The organism is uncultured Algibacter sp. (assembly GCF_947487605.1).
Classification (GTDB): Bacteria; Bacteroidota; Bacteroidia; order Flavobacteriales; family Flavobacteriaceae; genus Algibacter_D.
This window is the reverse complement of the sequence record NZ_CANKXK010000007.1, coordinates 147157-164499: the sequence shown is the minus strand read 5'-3', so window position 1 is coordinate 164499 and position 17343 is coordinate 147157. Positions and strand designations below refer to the sequence as shown.

General features: G+C 34.2%; 10 protein-coding genes. 5 read left to right on the top strand and 5 right to left on the bottom strand.

The window, feature by feature from the left end:
* Nucleotides 1–239: 239 nt before the first annotated feature.
* Entirely contained in the window at nt 240–1553 is a 1314-nt protein-coding gene (locus Q0739_RS09875) for a gluconate:H+ symporter (RefSeq protein ID WP_298238561.1), read from the top strand.
* Between the two features lie 48 nt (nt 1554–1601).
* A complete protein-coding gene (locus tag Q0739_RS09870; RefSeq protein WP_298238560.1) occupies nt 1602–3494 on the top strand; it encodes an arylsulfatase in 1893 nt (630 codons plus the stop codon).
* A 7-nt stretch (nt 3495–3501) separates the two neighbouring features.
* Here Q0739_RS09870 and Q0739_RS09865 read toward each other — a convergent pair whose 3' ends face one another.
* From Q0739_RS09865 to Q0739_RS09850, 4 genes are read right to left on the bottom strand one after another with little or no spacing between them, the layout of a single operon-like run.
* Nucleotides 3502–4587, bottom strand: a complete 1086-nt coding sequence (locus tag Q0739_RS09865; protein ID WP_298238559.1) for a heparan-alpha-glucosaminide N-acetyltransferase domain-containing protein — start codon at nt 4585–4587, stop codon at nt 3502–3504.
* Nucleotides 4588–4597: 10 nt separating this feature from the next.
* On the bottom strand, nt 4598–5929 hold the full coding sequence (locus tag Q0739_RS09860) for a sugar MFS transporter (RefSeq protein WP_298238558.1): 1332 nt from the start codon (nt 5927–5929) through the stop codon (nt 4598–4600).
* 23 nt (nt 5930–5952) lie between these two features.
* A complete protein-coding gene (locus tag Q0739_RS09855; RefSeq protein WP_298238557.1) occupies nt 5953–6675 on the bottom strand; it encodes a LytTR family DNA-binding domain-containing protein in 723 nt (240 codons plus the stop codon).
* Between the two features lie 45 nt (nt 6676–6720).
* Nucleotides 6721–7683 carry a histidine kinase gene (locus tag Q0739_RS09850; RefSeq protein ID WP_298238556.1) on the bottom strand — a complete coding sequence of 321 codons (963 nt, stop codon included), beginning with the start codon at nt 7681–7683 and terminating at the stop codon, nt 6721–6723.
* Between the two features lie 494 nt (nt 7684–8177).
* Between Q0739_RS09850 and nagB the strand changes: the two genes are divergently transcribed.
* The 3 genes from nagB (at nt 8178) to gndA (ending at nt 14132) form a co-directional block, all read left to right on the top strand.
* Nucleotides 8178–10106, top strand: coding sequence for a glucosamine-6-phosphate deaminase (nagB, locus tag Q0739_RS09845; RefSeq protein WP_298238555.1), 1929 nt, complete (start codon nt 8178–8180; stop codon nt 10104–10106).
* A gap of 12 nt (nt 10107–10118) precedes the next feature.
* A complete protein-coding gene (locus tag Q0739_RS09840) occupies nt 10119–12155 on the top strand; it encodes a family 20 glycosylhydrolase (RefSeq protein ID WP_298238554.1) in 2037 nt (678 codons plus the stop codon).
* Between the two features lie 96 nt (nt 12156–12251).
* Nucleotides 12252–14132, top strand: a complete 1881-nt coding sequence (gndA, locus tag Q0739_RS09835; protein WP_298238553.1) for an NADP-dependent phosphogluconate dehydrogenase — start codon at nt 12252–12254, stop codon at nt 14130–14132.
* 379 nt (nt 14133–14511) lie between these two features.
* Here the strand turns inward: gndA and Q0739_RS09830 are convergent, their stop codons facing one another.
* The gene (locus Q0739_RS09830) at nt 14512–17328 is read right to left on the bottom strand and encodes a M16 family metallopeptidase (protein WP_298238552.1); all 2817 of its coding nucleotides are present in this window, start codon (nt 17326–17328) and stop codon (nt 14512–14514) included.
* Nucleotides 17329–17343 lie beyond the last annotated feature (15 nt).

Here is a 17343-nt window from a genome sequence, read left to right as displayed (position 1 = left end):
CCATCTTTTAATTTTTATACAACTACTAAATGACAAAATAGTACAAAACAGTAACCGCTAAAAAAACTAATTTTACAACAACTAAAGCATACTACTTTTTAAATACTAGAGTTACTTGAATTTAAAATTCAATTAGCATATTCTTGCTTTCACCCAAAGTAACAGTAATACAAAGTGCATTTATTTAGTAAGTTTTAAAAGTTATATGCTTAACACAAACCAACTAAACTGTATTTACTATGACAATTTTAGCCGTTGTTTTCTGTGTACTTGTGCTTATCTTATTGATTACTTGGGGTAAAATCAATCCATTTTTAGCCTTTCTTATTGTATCCATTTTGGCGGGAATCCTTTTAGGTATTCCGTTAGGAAATATTTCCAAATCCCTCGAAGTAGGTATAGGTGGTATGTTAGGTTCATTGGCTGTTATTATTTGTTTAGGTGCCATGTTTGGTAAATTAATATCAGATAGTGGTGCCGCTAAAAAAATTACAGAAGTTTTAATGAATGCTTTTGGCGAAAAATACATCCAATGGGCATTAATGATAACTGGTTTTATTGTGGGCATTCCACTATTTTACAATGTTGGTTTTGTGCTTTTAGTCCCGTTAATTTTTTCGGTTGTCTATCAATACAAAATACCTGCTGTTTATATTGGTATTCCTATGTTAGCAGCCTTATCCGTAACGCATGGGTTTTTACCTCCACATCCCTCACCTACAGCTTTAGTTAATCTTTTTGATGCCAATTTAAGTACAACCCTTATATATGGGTTTATAGTTGCTATACCTTGTATGGTCATTGCAGGTCCATTTTTTGCAAAAACATTAAAAAAAATAGAAGCAAAACCTTTAGATATTTTCATTCCTAAAGACGATCTAAATAGAGAATTACCAAGCGGTATTAATTGTTTCTTAACAGCATTGTTGCCTGTTTTTTTATTGGCAGGCTCCTCTTTAGCACCTTATTTATCGTTTGGAAATACGTTTCTTGAAGGACTTTTTACGTTTTTAGCAGACCCTGTTATTGTGATGATTATTTCATTATTGATTGCGACATATACACTTGGTATAAAGCAAAAAACGAAAATAAAGACCATTATGGATGGGTATGCCGATGCTGTAAAAGATATTGCCATGATTCTTTTAATTGTTGCTGGTGCAGGTGCTCTTAAACAAGTTTTTATTGATAGTGGTGTAAGTAACGATATTGCCAACTTATTAGGTGGATGGGATGTTAACCCACTCCTTTTAGGCTTTATAATGGCTACTATTATTAGAGTATGCTTAGGTTCTGCTACCGTTGCAGGTTTAACTACCGCAGGCATTATAGCGCCATTAATTACCGTAACTGGCGCTAATCCAAACCTAATGGTATTGGCTATTGGTGCAGGAAGCTTAATGTTTTCGCATGTTAACGATTCTGGTTTTTGGATGTACAAGGAATATTTTAATTTAAGTCTTAAAGACACTTTTAAATCGTGGACTGTTATGGAAACCATTGTTGGGCTTGTTGGTATAATGATGGTATTATTATTAGATGTATTTATTTAAAGTATTAGAATTAGACATTTGAAGTAGGCTTCAAAATTTATTAAAGGCATGTTAAAAGCAAATATTATCAGACTAGGAATCATAATTTTAACAACTATTTTTGTTAGCTGTAAAGATACTTCCGAAGAAAAGCAAACGCCTCAACCAAACATCCTTATCATTCAAGCAGATGATATGGGATTCGACGATTTATCCTTACATGGAAATCCATATTTAGAAACCCCAAATCTTGATAAACTAGGAAATGAGTCTGTTCAATTCGAACAATTCTATTTACAAAATGTTTGTGCGCCATCAAGAGCTGCTTTACTGACTGGACGAAACTATTTAAGAACAGGGGTAACATCGGTTCATGCGGGTCGTGATTTTATGAATTTAGATGAAACCACGATAGCTGAAATATTTCAAAAGAATGGTTACAATACAGGCATGTGGGGCAAATGGCATTCTGGGAAAACGGATGGCTATTTCCCTTGGGACAGAGGTTTTGACGAAGCTTACTATGCCTGCCTATACAATTACTGGAACAACACAGGGCTTTTAAACGGAAAACCGATACAGACTAAAGGTTTTACTACCGATGCTCTTACCGATATGGCCATCGATTTTGTAACGCAAGAAAGAGAAGGCAAACCATTTTTTGCTTACATGTCTCATTTAGCACCACATAACCCTTGGCGCGCTCCAGAATCCTATATAAAAAAGTATGAAGATAAAGGGCTATCAAAACCTATGGCTACCCTTTATGGAATGATAGATAATCTAGACCATAATATTGGGAGACTGCTCGATGCTTTGGATAAAAATGGTTTAACCGAAAATACCATTATTGTTTTTATGAGCGATAACGGACCATGGACCAGAAGTTACCGTTTTGGATTAACCGAAAAGGAATGGCAAATGCGAAATCCATCAGGATTACGAGGTACCAAAGGCGAAAACTGGCAAAACGGCGTAAAATCAACACTTTTTGTAAAATGGAAAGACCAATTACTTCCAAAAAAAGTAAACCATTTAGCTAAAATTGAAGACATATTACCTTCTTTGGCTAGTATGAGTCATATAGAATTACCAGAATCATTAACATTGGATGGCACTGATTTTTCACCCATATTTGATGGAAAAAACGTTGTTAAAAACCCAATATTCTTCGCTAATCATAGCCCTAAAGGTTCTTCAACTGAAAATACCGAAGATGCTATGATTACAGCCAGCTCACCACTAACAAAAGACTTTAAATCAACATTTCATTTTAAAAACCAAGGCTTAGCAATTCGTAAAGGAGACTTCAAATACATTCAAAATCAAGGGCGTATTAGACAAGGACTTTACAATGTTATCAACGACCCTAAGGAATTTCACAATTTAATAGATAGTTTACCTGCAAAAACGTCAGAGCTTGAAAAAGAATTAAGTATTTGGTATCAAGGTATTCTTAAAGCCAATTCGTTTAATATGCCCACGCTTCAAATTGGTTTTAAGGACAGAGCGTTCACCCAAATATACGCAGCGTCTCCTAGTTATATTTCAAACGGTTTAATCAATAGAAATCATAATTTACAAGGTTGGTCTAAAGTTTCAGATAGTGCTATTTATAAAATTAAAGTACATACTCCAGGGAAGTACAAGGTGTTTTTGGTAAACAAAATGCCTAATCCTAATGAGGTGCAATTTTCAGTTTCAACAGAAAAAAATAGTATTACCTCAACACTAACAGATAGTGCTCATAGAAATTTTGAAACCCTTTTAGAAGGTGAAAGCGCCTATTGGGAAGATTTTGACAAACCAGAAACCTTTAAAAAGGACATTATAAAATCTGAAATTGGTGTACTACAATTAACCAAATCGGACAGCTTTTTATATGTTAGCCCGCAACAAATTCAACATAAAGAACATCAAGAGCGACAGCTTATTGCGATACAGCTTTATAGGGTAAAATAGAACTATTTTACACCTTAATAAAAACCTTTCTCTTATACATAAAATAACCAAGCATCATATAAAAAAACACTACAGATAGCGCATACAAGAGCGACGACATCTCATTTGTTAAAAATGTATGCTCAAAAAGTGAATCATACAGATAAGAATGGATATTATGATTCTCTTCCACCTTAGTAAGATAAAAACATTTAGATATAAAACTGGATAGAAAATAAATAGTAATAGCGTTCATACCTACATACTTAAATATAGTGCCAAACTTTAAACGTAAAACATCTGTAAAACAATAAATAATTGCCAGAATCAATGTGCCCCAACCACTAGTTACCAAAACAAAACTACTACTCCAAATGGCTTTATTAATTGGAAATAGTACATGGAATCCATATCCCGAAACTAACAACCAAAATGCAGCTAGAAACAACCATTTTACTTGAGCAAACCCATCTAAAAGTTTAGCAATTAAAACCCCTAAGATACAGCTAACAATTGCAGGGAGCGTACTTATAATCCCTTCGGGGTCATAATCTGGTTGCCATGTGTGCTTTCCTAACACATTTAAATCTATATAATTTGCCCAATTATTTGGCGCTCTATCAAACGTAGGCACAGTACCATCTGCAAACGGTATAAAACCTAAAAATAACCAATAGACTAATAATATAATTACACCAATCCCTATAAGTTTTTTCCAATTACAATTCATATACAGAATGGCAGTAACTAAAAAAACCACTCCAATACGTTGCAGTACTCCAGGAAGTCTCACAGTTTCTAAATCTTCAAAAAAGGGGATGTAGGGTAAAAACAAGTTCAAAACCAATCCTAAACCGATAAGTTTTAAACTTCTAATGATTATTTTTTTGTAAGTCGATTTTGTATTAGGCTTGCTTTTATAAGCGAAGTAAATAGAAATACCAACAATGAATAAAAAGAACGGAAATATTAAATCGGTTGGTGTTAACCCATGCCATTGGGCGTGTAATAATGGTGGGTAAACATGATTCCAAGTGCCTGGGGTATTCACCAAAATCATTGCTGCAATGGTAAATCCTCTTAAAATATCAACGGCTTCAATTCTTTTTTTCATAAAAGATTATCTACACTTTTTTGAGTCCTACTTTATGCCCCCAAAAAGCATAGTATAATATAATGATATAGCATGGTAGTAAAATCCAATAGCCGTTTGTTGCTGCTTCAGCAGATGCCGAAATTTCGTCCATACCCTGCGCCAATAAATCGGCTTTGTTTGTATCAACAAGTCTTCCATATAAAGGTGGAATAATAGCACCACCTGAAATTGCCATTATCAATAAAGCTGATGCGGTTTTGGTAAATTTCCCTAAGCCTTTTAAAGTTAATGGCCATATTGCTGGCCACACTAAAGCATTTGCTATTCCTAATGCAGCCACAAACAAAACAGATGTAAATCCTGTAGAAAACACAATACAAAACGATAATATAATACCTAATATGGCACTAGCTTTTAATGCAAATGCCTGTGACATATACTTTGGAATTAAAAGGACTCCCAAAAAATATGTAGCCACCATAGCCATTAAGGTAAATAAGGTAAAAAATTTGGCTTGACTCACAGGTAAATCTAACGATATCCCATAGGAAATAATGGTATCTCCTGCAATAACCTCAACGCCAACATAAACAAACAATGCGAGTACGCCCAACCATAAATGTGGAAATTGAAAAATACTTGTTTTGGCTGTTTCCCCATCTTTTGATGCTTCAATAGGTTCTGCCTCCACATGTGGTAATGGTGCTTTTCTAATTAAAACACCTAAAATAAATAACACAATAGCCATAACAATATACGGTGTTACAACACTATCTGCCATAACATTTAGCAACTCTGATTTTTCAGAATCAGTAACAGTACTTAGCTTTTCTTTTATTTCATCAATCCCAGATAATAAAATAGCGCCAAAAATAACAGACCCTAAGGCTCCCGCTACTTTGTTGGCTATTCCCATAATAGCAATACGTTTAGCAGCACTTTCAATAGGCCCTAAAATAGTGATGTACGGATTTGATGCGGTTTGCAACAAGGTCATGCCTGCACCTTGAATAAAAATACCTGCTAAAAACATCCAATACGTTCTTGCTTCGGCAGCAGGAATAAAAACCAACGCGCCTAAACCCATAATAACTAAACCTAAAGACATCCCTTTTTTATAACCAATCTTATTAATAACATAGGATGCTGGCAACGCCATAACTACAAAAGAAATATAGGATGCAGAGGCCACTAAATAAGATTGCGCATCGGTTAATTCGTTAATGGTTTTCATAAACGGAATTAACGCACCGTTAATCCAAGTAACAAATCCAAAAATAAAGAATAGTCCAGCTATAATTAGTATTGGAACAAATGTGCTGTTTTTGGTTGGTGATGAAGATTGATTTGTGCTAGACATAATTATTAATTTGTTTTAGTGTTTTATTTTTCTGAATTATCATTGGTGTTTAATATTCGCTCTTTGGTTTGCTTTAAATAGTTTCTCCCTATAGGAATTCTTCTATTTGCAATCTCTATGGTATTGCCTTCAATAGCAGCTATTTTATTTATTGAAATGGTATAAGACCTATGTATTCGTAAAAAATTAGATTGGGGTAATTCTTCGGTAATCGCTGTAAGTGATTTGTGCACCACATAATCGCCTAACCTAGTAATCACCTTTATATAATCTTTAAGGCTTTCTATAAAAAGAATATCATTAAGATTTACTTTTAGCAATTTCTTATTCACCTTTAAAAAAATATGTGGCTCTTGTTGTAAACTGGTATCACCCATAGATGCATTAATATACACCTGCTGATAAATTTTATTCATGGTTTTTAAAAAGCGATTAAATGGTATGGGCTTAACTAAATAATCTAACACATTTAATTCAAAACTCTTAACCGCATATTCTCTGTAAGCTGTGGTAATTACTATTAAAGGTTTTTGGTTTAGATTTTCAATAAAAGTGAATCCCGTCATTTGTGGCATATTAATATCTAAAAAAATGACATCTATTTTTTCCTGCTCTAAAACACGATATGCTTTTAGTGGGTTATGGAATGTTTCAACAACCTCAACATGATCAAAATTCTTTAAATGATTTTCTATAACCTCAATGGCTAATGGTTCATCATCTATAATTATGCATTTAATTTTCATCTAATTATGATCACTTTTTAAATATTTTCATTCGACATCCCGTGTTTATCGCACTGGAATTTTTAAAAATAAGCTATATAAATTATCTTCAATAGTACTTTTTAAAACAAAATTGTTGGCAAATAATAATTTTAAACGACGCTCTGTGTTCTTTATCCCTATACCCTTTCTTAGTTCTATATCTGTATTAGGATTAAAATTATTAGTGAGCTTAAATTCTAAATATGCCTTAGCAACAACCTCAAAACTCATGTTTATTTTTATAATATCGTTATCCTTTAAACCGTGTTTAAAACAATTTTCAACAAAGGTTAAAAATAATAATGGTGGCACTTCTACATCTTCAATATCACCAGTAATATCCATTTCTAATTCAATCCTATCCTTAAACCTAATATGCTCAATATCAATATAATTATTTAAATGATTAATTTCTTCTAACAAACTTGCCTTAGACCCCTTCACTTCATACAAAACGTATTGCATTAAATCGGACAATTTAATAACCAATCGTGGTGCATCCTCAGATTTTTTTAAAGTTAAGGCATATAAATTATTTAATGTGTTAAAAAAGAAATGTGGCTGTATTTGGGTACGCAAAAACTTCAATTCTGTGCTTAATTGCAACTTTGCTAAATCTTCGTTCCGCCTTAATTCTAGTGGCCAGTCAATTAATAGTTTAATGGCAGTTACAAACCCTAAAACATAAAGCTCTCCTAAAACAACCGCAATAACATGGTTAGTTTCAAGAAATTTTCCAGCCTCCTCAGCTTCTGGCCATATCTCTTTTGAAACTAAAAGGTAATTAAAGCCAGTTCTTACCAAATACACTAAAATTAACATCAGTACCAAATACCCAATGTAGGTGAGGTACTTTTTTCTTAAAATGAATTTTGGTATGAGGTAATACACATTTATATAAACAACAATAATATGAATGGGGAACTCAACTAAATTAGATTTTAACGAATACCAATAGTCATCAAAGTAACTTCCCCATCTAACCACATTAAACGTAAAATATCCAAGCCAAAATAAAACATGATATTTAAGTGGTATAGTGCGCCTTATATTTTTGTTGAATAGTGAAATAATAGTCTTTTTAAGTTAGCCCGTTGGGTATTTTTATTTTTTATTAAACTAAATTGTCAGTTCGAGTAATTTTCAACAGAAAATCGTATCGAGAACAAGTTTTAAAATGGAAAATTTGGATTCTCGATACAAATTTTACTCATAAAAATGAGCTAATTTTACTCGTTTTGACAAATTCTCCTCAAAATACGCAACGGGTTAAGTTAGTATTTTAGGGTATTAACCCCTAGCAATTTTAGTGATATAATGGGTAACTTACAATTAAAATGGCAATAGTTTATTAAGTTAAAATCACTTATCGGTTGTAATATGCTGTCTGCATGCAAAATGATGTTATTCATATATTTTTTTTCGCATCAAATTTTTTAACCCGTAATTTTGATATAGTTAATAGATTAAAAATCAAGTTTATGAATGCAGATATTGCTAGCTATCCCAACATTAAATACACAGAACCAGGTAAGTTTGAGGAAACACGTTTTGAGAAAATTCATAACGTTTGTGTAAACTCATCCGCCGAAGGATCTATAATAGTTGCCCAAGAAATAGCAAACTTAATAAAAGACAAACAGAAGACTAATTCAAATTGTATTTTAGGCTTAGCCACGGGCTCTTCTCCTATAAAAGTTTACGAAGAACTTATAAGAATGCACAAAGAGGAGGGCTTAAGCTTCGCCAATGTTATCACCTTTAATTTGGACGAGTACTATCCTATGCATAAAAGTAATATTCAAAGTTACCACTACTTTATGCATGAGCACCTTTTTAATCATGTGGATATATTACCAGAACATATTAATATCCCAAATGGTACTGTAAGCAACGACGATTTATACCAATATTGCATTGATTATGAAATGAAGATTAAAGCACTTGGTGGACTCGATTTTCAATTATTAGGCATAGGAAGAACAGGACATATAGGATTTAACGAACCTGGATCTCACTTTAATTCTGGCACCCGATGCATTACCTTAGACCATATTACTCGTGTGGATGCTGCACCAGCTTTTTTAGGTATAGACAATGTACCTAGAAAAGCCATCACCATGGGAGTGGGTACCGTAAGAAGTGCTAAAAGAATTGTATTATTAGGTTGGGGAATTAGTAAAGCTGAAATTATTAAAAAAACCATTGAAGGCAATATAACTTCTCACGTGCCTGCAACCTATTTACAAGAACATAATAACACCACCTTTGTGTTAGACATAGGTGCCTCATCAGAATTAACAAGAATTAAAACACCTTGGATTGTAACATCCTGTGTTTGGAACGAGGCTCTAAAATTAAAAGCTGTGGTTTGGTTAAGTGAGTTAACAAATAAATCATTCTTAAAATTAACCGACAAAGATTATAACGATAATGGTATGTCTGGGCTTTTGGCTGAAGAAGGCACTGCTTATAATTTGAATATTAAAATGTTCAATAAGTTACAACACACCATTACAGGATGGCCTGGTGGGAAACCAAATGCCGATGATTCTAACCGACCAGAGCGTGCTAACATCCCAAAAAAGCGAGTCATTATTTTTAGTCCACACCCAGATGATGATGTAATTTCTATGGGCGGTACTTTTGATAGATTGGTTGAACAAGGGCACGATGTACATATTGCTTATCAAACCTCAGGAAACATCGCAGTTTCAGATGAAGAAGCTTTAAAATTTGCAGAAATATCTAAGTCACTATCACCAGATTGTAATGAATCTGAAGTAATCATTGATTGTTTAAATCGAAAAAAGGCAAATGCCATAGATTCTCCAGAAGTACGAAAACTAAAAGGATTTATTAGACGAAGCGAATCGCTTGCTGCTACCAGATATTTAGGCTTAAACGATGAAAACGTTCACTTTTTAGACCTCCCTTTTTACGAAACAGGTGCCATTAAAAAGAACAACCTATCACAAGAGGATATTAATATCATGAGTGATTTAATTGCCAAAATTAAACCGCATCAAATCTATGCTGCTGGAGATCTCGCAGACCCACACGGCACACATAAAGTGTGCCTTGATGCTTTGTTTGAAGCCTTAAAAGCATTAAAGCATAATACATACATGAACGATTGCTGGGTATGGTTATATCGCGGTGCATGGCACGAATGGGAATCATACGAGATAGAAATGGCAGTACCAATGAGTCCAGACCAAGTACTTAAGAAACGACATGCTATTTTTTACCACCAATCGCAAAAAGATGGGGTGATGTTTCAGGGTGATGACTCTAGGGAATTCTGGGTACGTGTTGAAGACAGAAACAGATTAACAGCAAAAAAATATAACGACCTTGGTCTAGCAGATTATGCTGCTATTGAAGCCTTTAAGCGCTACCATTTTTAAAATCATTTTAAAATGAAAAACACCATAGTAACCATAATCTTTATTAGCGGTATGTTATTAAATGCTCAAAATAAACTAAATGAGACTTTAAATTTAATGCCATGGCCCAATGACATTACTCAAAATTCATCAAATTTCTTAATTAATAGCAGCGTTACGATTTCCATTCATGGGAATGACCAAGGACGGGTTCGTAATGCAGCTGTTAATTTTTTAAGACGACTTGCAGACCGAACAGGTGTTTTTATTGATGAAGGGTTCCCTATTTCAAATACTAATGGAACTATTGTTATTTCATTTGATAGTGTTTCAGACTTATCTATTAATACCGATGAATCCTATGAATTAACTGTAAACGACAAAAACATTCAGCTTCATGCCAAAACTGATGTTGGTATTTTAAGGGGTTTAGAAACTTTATTGCAACTTACTTCCAATAACGCTACAGCATACTACTTCCCAGGGGTAACCATAAAAGATGCCCCCAGATTTGTTTGGAGAGGATTAATGATAGACGTTTCAAGACATTTTCATCCAGTTGATGTCATAAAAAGAAATTTAAGAGCCATGGCATCTGTAAAAATGAATGTATTTCACTGGCATTTAACAGACGACCAAGGTTTTAGAGCAGAATCTAAAGTATATCCAAAGTTACACGAATTGGCATCAGATGGTTTGTTTTATACTCAAGACCAAATTAAAGACATCGTAAATTATGCTGCTAACTTAGGAATTCGTGTCATTCCAGAATTTGATGTTCCTGGGCATGCTACAGCTTTTTTAACAGCTTATCCAGAATTGGGAAGTAAAAAAGACACCCAATACGTTATTGAAAGAAACTCTGGAATTTTCGATCCAACATTAAACCCCACTATAGATGACACCTATGTGTTTTTAGATAAGCTATTTACTGAAATGGCTGCATTATTTCCTGATGCTTATTTTCATATAGGTGGCGATGAAAACGAAGGAAAACATTGGGATGAAAATGAAGACATTCAAGCCTTCATGGTAGCAAACAACTTAGAAACCAACCACGATTTACAAACATATTTCAACATTAAGCTTGAAAAAATTCTTAAAAAATCAGAAAAAAACTTAATGGGTTGGGATGAAATTATGACGCCTAACATGCCAACAACAGCAGTAATACATGCATGGAGAGGCGAGCGTCAAGGTTTACCAAAAGGTGGTGCTTTAATTAGTGCAGCCAAAGCAGGTTATAATACCGTTTTATCTAATGGGTTTTATATTGATTTAATGTATGCTGTAGAAGATCATTATAACAATGAACCTATAGGTGATATTCAATTAACTACCGAGGAACGCGCTCGCATTTTAGGAGGAGAAGCCACCATGTGGAGTGAGTTAGTAACGCCACGTACCATAGATTCTCGTATTTGGCCTCGAACCGCTGCTATTGCAGAACGTTTATGGTCTAAAAAGGAAGTGAACGATGTTGAAAACATGAAACTTCGGTTAAAAGATATCAGTTATAAATTAGAAGAATTAGGCATTACCCATATTAAAAATAAAGATGCAATTTTAAGAGGCATGACCAACAATCAAGATATTACAGCATTGGTAGATTTATCTAAAATTTGTGAACCCTTAAAGACATACACTAGAAATGAAGGAGGCACCGAGTACAAAACATACTCCCCTTTTACACTATTTGCTGACGCTTGTGGAACCGATGCAGAAGATGCTTTTGTATTTAACAAACTCGTTCATCAACTTACTGAAAATGTAAGTAATGAAAGCCTAACACCCATAGTAGAATACCTTAAAAAATGGGCATCAAATTATGCAGAGTTTGAAAAAATTAATAACAATCCAAAGGTTAACGCCTTAAAACCTTTGTCATTAAATGTATCAAAAGCAAGTCGATTATTATTGAAGTCTTTGCAAACTAAAGAGCTTTCAAATGAAGACAGAAAAGACCTTAATACTTCAATCAAATCTTTAAAAGAACCTTGTATGGATGTAGAATTAGTAATCATCACATCCTTAGAAAAACTATCACAATTTAGTAACAAGAATGACTAAATAGTACCATTTTAATTCCTGAAAATAGGTTATATTTCCTCCCTTTTCGCTTAGAAAATTAGCGATGTATAAAAATATTTAAAGCTAAATTATAAAATGGCAAATGTATTTTATATTATGGGAGTTTCTGGGGTTGGTAAAAGCACCATAGGTAAACTACTATCCAAAGCACTTGAAATACCATTTTTTGATGGCGATGACTATCACCCAGAAGCGAATGTAAAAAAAATGTCTGATGGCGAACCGCTAAACGATGACGATAGATGGGGTTGGTTACAAGCATTAAATCAACTGGCAAAAACACAACTAAATGCTACAGGCTGTATTATTGCGTGTTCTGCATTGAAAAAAGACTACAGAAACATATTAAGCAAAGACATTGCCAAGGACGTAAAGTGGATTCATTTATCGGGAACTTTTGAATTGATTTCAGAGCGATTACAAAACAGGAAAGACCATTTTATGCCTCCTGCGTTATTAAAATCGCAATTCGATACTTTGGAAACACCTCTTGAGGCTTTAGAATTAAATATTCAATTACCCCCAAAAACAATAATTAGCAAAATCATGGATACATTGAAAAACAAATCAGAATTTGGCTTATTCGGATTAGGCGTTATGGGGAAAAGTCTCTGTAGAAATCTGGCACAAAATGGGTTTAAAATATCTATGTATAACCGGCATGTTGAAGGCACAGAAGAAAACGTTGCTATTAATTTTAAAAATGAGCATAATGAACTAGCTTCTGCCCTTCCTTTTGATAATCTTAAAAGTTTTGTAAATTCTTTGCAACAACCACGAAAGATTATGCTCATGGTAAATGCAGGCCCTATTGTTGATGCTGTTATTGAAGACCTTATTCCTTTTTTATCAGAAGGCGATGTTATTATTGATGGCGGAAATTCACATTATAAAAAAACCAAAGCACGTCACGATTATTTAAAATCAAAAGGCATAAACTTTATTGGTGTTGGTGTTTCTGGAGGAGAAGAAGGAGCACTTAAAGGACCTTCCATTATGCCAGGAGGTAATATGGATGCCTATAAACAAGTACAAGCTTTTTTAGAAGCCATTGCGGCTAAGGATAAAAACGATTTACCTTGTTGTGCTTATATTGGAAAAGATGGTAGCGGTCATTTTGTAAAAATGGTGCACAATGGGATTGAATATGTAGAAATGCAATTATTAGCCGAAGTGTTTGGCATACTAAAATCTATGGGGCATAATCCAGATGAGATTGCAAGTATTTTAGAAACATGGAAAGCTTCCGCAAATAGTTATTTACTAGAGATTACTATTGATATTTTACGAAAAAAGGAAAACAACGATTGGCTCATCAATAAAATTGTTGATAAAGCAGGTAATAAAGGAACTGGAAACTGGACAACTATTGCTACTGCAGAATTAGGTATGCCTAGTACCATGATTGCATCCTCTCTGTTTGCCAGATACACCTCTTTTTATAAAGCAGAGCGTGTTGCAGCCAGTAAGCTTTTTAAAAATGATACTCAGAATGAAATCGATTTAGAATTAGATGCTATTTTGAATGCGTATCAGTTTGCAAGAATTATAAATCATCATCAAGGGTTTAAATTAATTTCACAGGCTTCAAACACTTATGATTGGTCTTTAAATCTAAGTACTATTGCCAGTATTTGGACGAATGGTTGTATTATAAAATCGGACTTAATGGAGGAACTAATTCCTATTTTAAAAGATACCGATACTTTAATAACAAATAAGTCCATTGCGAATCATATTAATCATTTAAAACCAAGTGCTTCAAAAGTAATTTCAGTATGTATTTTAAATAGTATTCCTATATCTTGTTTAAGTGAGTCTATAAACTTTTTTAATGGATATAGCGTAGCTAACTCCACAGCAAGTATCATTCAAGCGCAACGGGATTATTTTGGAGCGCATACTTATCAAAGGACTGATGATGCCTCTGGTGGTTTTCATCATACGGAGTGGTAGCCACCTAAGGTTTTTGGAACAGGGGTATTTCGCTCGTTTCATTTTGAACTTTAATGGTCAAAAATCGAAATTTTATATTTAGATTCCCGTTTTATTCATTAATTCATATTTAAATCATTGGATTCATGAATCTTCGATTTCACGGGAATGACAATTTCAATGGAAACCCCGACGCAGAGCGTCGAGGAATTCTTTTTGATTAAACTGAGATATCTCGTCGCTCATTCTTCGCTCTGTCGATATGACAAAACACTATTTTTCAGAATTATAAATGCAATTAATTTGATGAAATTTATGTCGAACTCACGTTAACATAAAAAAAAGGTCTTCTAAATAGCGATTTAGAAGACCTTTAAACAAACGATTTTAATAGGTGTTACTAATCCTTTTTTGGCTTAATAACAAATTCTGCTGTCTGGTTATCCTCTAATAATTTAGCCATCAAGTCTTGAATATCTTTTTTGGTGATATTGTTAATAATATCTTCAAAATTTTCTGGAGCATCCATATTATAGCCATCCAATACGTAATGCATTATTGCGTCCAAATCATAGCTACTAGAGTTTTTACTATCTTCTCTTTTCTTAAGGAAACTCTCCAACGTTTTATCTAAATCTTTTTGTTGTATGTCGCCTTTGCTAATTTTTTTCATTTCGGCATGCATCACACTTACCAATTTATCTGCCAGTTCAGGATTGCAATCAAATCGTATCCATATATTAGCCTCAGCCTTGGGCTCTTTATTAAACCACGCCTGCGTGTTGGCTCCATAGGTGCCACCTTCGTCTTCTCTTAGAGTTTCTGTATAGCGTAAAGTTAAAATTCCACCAAGAGTCTCCATCAAAAACTCGTTTTTCAAGCTATAAGGAATTTCCTTTTTTAAACGGAAATTGACCTTGCTTTTTGGCGTTTCCATTTCCAGATAAATGTCTTTATCATATTTTTTAGAAAGCCAGTTAAGATCATCTATTTCCTTAAAGGTTTCCCTTTCATCTGTAGTTGGCATACTGGCATAATACTTCTCTAGCAAAGGTCTTAACGCATCTGCCGTTACATCACCTACAATAAAGAAATCAAAATCTGCAGGGTTTCCAAACCGTTCACTGTACGCCTTTTTCGCTTTTTCCAAATCTAAAGTCTCAAGGTCACTTACTCGGTAATGCGATTTATAGGGATTATCAGGGCCGTATAACTCCGTAGCTATCTTCCCCTCAACAAGATAAGGTAGGTAGTTTTGGGACGTTTTAATAAATTCAACTAATGACTCTTTTCTAAGCTCAAAAGCCTCTTGTGTAAATCGAGGTTTGGTAAACCTGAGGTTGGTTAATTGCAACAGGGTTTCTACATCATCTGTTGATGCGTATCCGCTTATGTACTCATTATAATCACGAATACGAAAATAGTTTCCTGTGCTTTTTCCCGCTTGTTTTTTCTTTAACTCATCTCTGGAAAATACACCCAAGCCTGAGTTTCTTGATAGAACGGCTAACATACTGGCAGAGCGTATAGCATCTCGAGGTATCAACGACTCGCCACCTTTGCTTACCGCTTCAAAACTTACCTCATTTTTTTCTTTATCCACAAATTTGTGATGCACTTTTATACCATTGCTAAGCGTATAAGTAGTAAAACCTAAAGCGTCATTTTTGGTTTCAGATACGATTTTCCCAGGCACCAAATCTACACCACTCATCAAAGGGCGTGTATCTTCCTTCTCTTCCTCATAAGGTTTCAAATCAGTATTATTTTCAGCAGCCTTAATTGTTTGGAGCACCTGTGCTTCTGTTAGATTTTCTTCACCTTCTACGCCTGTTATAGTAAATACTCTGTTCTTTTGTGTATATAATTCCTGTATTTTATTAAGAAAATCAGTCTGGGTGAACTCCTTAAAGAGTTTTTTAGCTATCTCATATTCCTGCTCAATATCAGTCATGTGGGCATTCTCTAAATAGTTACTCTTAATGCCATTAATAATCTCACTGTGTTTGCGGTTGCTGTATTCTGCAACGATATCTTTATAGCTATTACTCACCTCAGTAATCGCTGTTTTTATTTCAGAATTAGCAAACCCAAACTTTACCGCTCGGTTCAATTCGTTCATAGCAAGAGTAAGAGCTTGTTGTTGTTTGTCTGGTTTAGGAGCTACGTATAAATAAAAAACATCGTGGTTTCTTACCAAACTACTATAACGAGCGAAAGAAGTATTAAATGGTGAATCTGTTGAATTGGACAGTGCGTCAAAACGCGTATTTAGCATATCTGTTACCAACCCGTTTAAAAGAACATCACGGAAATAGCCAATACTTTGATTATCCTGAGGTTTCTTATAACGAATATTTAATGTCAATCCTGAAGATGTAATTTCCTTGTCCTTAGCCATCACATATTTCATATCCTCATGATCTTCTATCTCAACAGTATAACGTTTGGGTGGATTTTTAACAGCTGGAATTGGCGAAAACTTCGCTTTAATTCTGTCTTCCAATTTATCAATATCAATATCTCCTATTACCACTATAGCCTGAAGGTCTGTTCGGTACCAATCGTGATAAAAATCGCGTAACACTTTATATTTAAAGTTTTCTACAATATCCATATCTCCAATAGGAAATCGATCTGCATATTTGGAATTGGCAAATGTTGCGTTTCGCTTTTCATTAAGAATACGCATGTAGGCACTATTACGGGTACGCCATTCTTCTTTAACAACGCCACGTTCTGCATCAATTTCTTCTTCAGTCAATAGCAAGTCATTTGCCCAGTCGTGCAATATTTGCAGACCTACTTCAGAAAGTTCTGGTGTGGTTGGCATATTATTAATATTATACACCGTTTCATCAAAAGAGGTGTAGGCATTAATATCTTTACCAAACACCAAACCATTCTTCTGGAGTTTGTTTAGGAATGCCTTACCAGGAAAAGCTTTGGTACCGTTAAAGGCCATGTGTTCCAAAAAGTGGGCAAGCCCTAACTGCTTGTCATTTTCTAAGATAGATCCCACATTTTGAATGATGTAGTAGCTGGCTGCATCTTTTACCACATCTGTTTTATATAAGTAATAGGTCATACCATTGGGTAGTACGCCTTTTTTTATGCTTGTATCTAAAGGCAAAGGAGCCTTTAAGTCTAATTTCTGAGCGGTAGCAGTTACACTAAATGTTACTGCTATGAGTACTAAAAAAAAGTTTTTAATCATGTTTTTTTGTTTAAT

Excerpts from the sequence above, each read along its gene's own strand:
- nagB (WP_298238555.1), top strand. The coding sequence starts at position 8,178 with ATGAATGCAGATATTGCTAGCTATCCCAACATTAAATACACAGAACCA.
- Q0739_RS09830 (WP_298238552.1), bottom strand. The coding sequence starts at position 17,328 with ATGATTAAAAACTTTTTTTTAGTACTCATAGCAGTAACATTTAGTGTA.
- Q0739_RS09875 (WP_298238561.1), top strand. The coding sequence starts at position 240 with ATGACAATTTTAGCCGTTGTTTTCTGTGTACTTGTGCTTATCTTATTG.
- Q0739_RS09860 (WP_298238558.1), bottom strand. The coding sequence starts at position 5,929 with ATGTCTAGCACAAATCAATCTTCATCACCAACCAAAAACAGCACATTT.
- Q0739_RS09865 (WP_298238559.1), bottom strand. The coding sequence starts at position 4,587 with ATGAAAAAAAGAATTGAAGCCGTTGATATTTTAAGAGGATTTACCATT.
- Q0739_RS09870 (WP_298238560.1), top strand. The coding sequence starts at position 1,602 with ATGTTAAAAGCAAATATTATCAGACTAGGAATCATAATTTTAACAACT.
- gndA (WP_298238553.1), top strand. The coding sequence starts at position 12,252 with ATGGCAAATGTATTTTATATTATGGGAGTTTCTGGGGTTGGTAAAAGC.
- Q0739_RS09840 (WP_298238554.1), top strand. The coding sequence starts at position 10,119 with ATGAAAAACACCATAGTAACCATAATCTTTATTAGCGGTATGTTATTA.
- Q0739_RS09855 (WP_298238557.1), bottom strand. The coding sequence starts at position 6,675 with ATGAAAATTAAATGCATAATTATAGATGATGAACCATTAGCCATTGAG.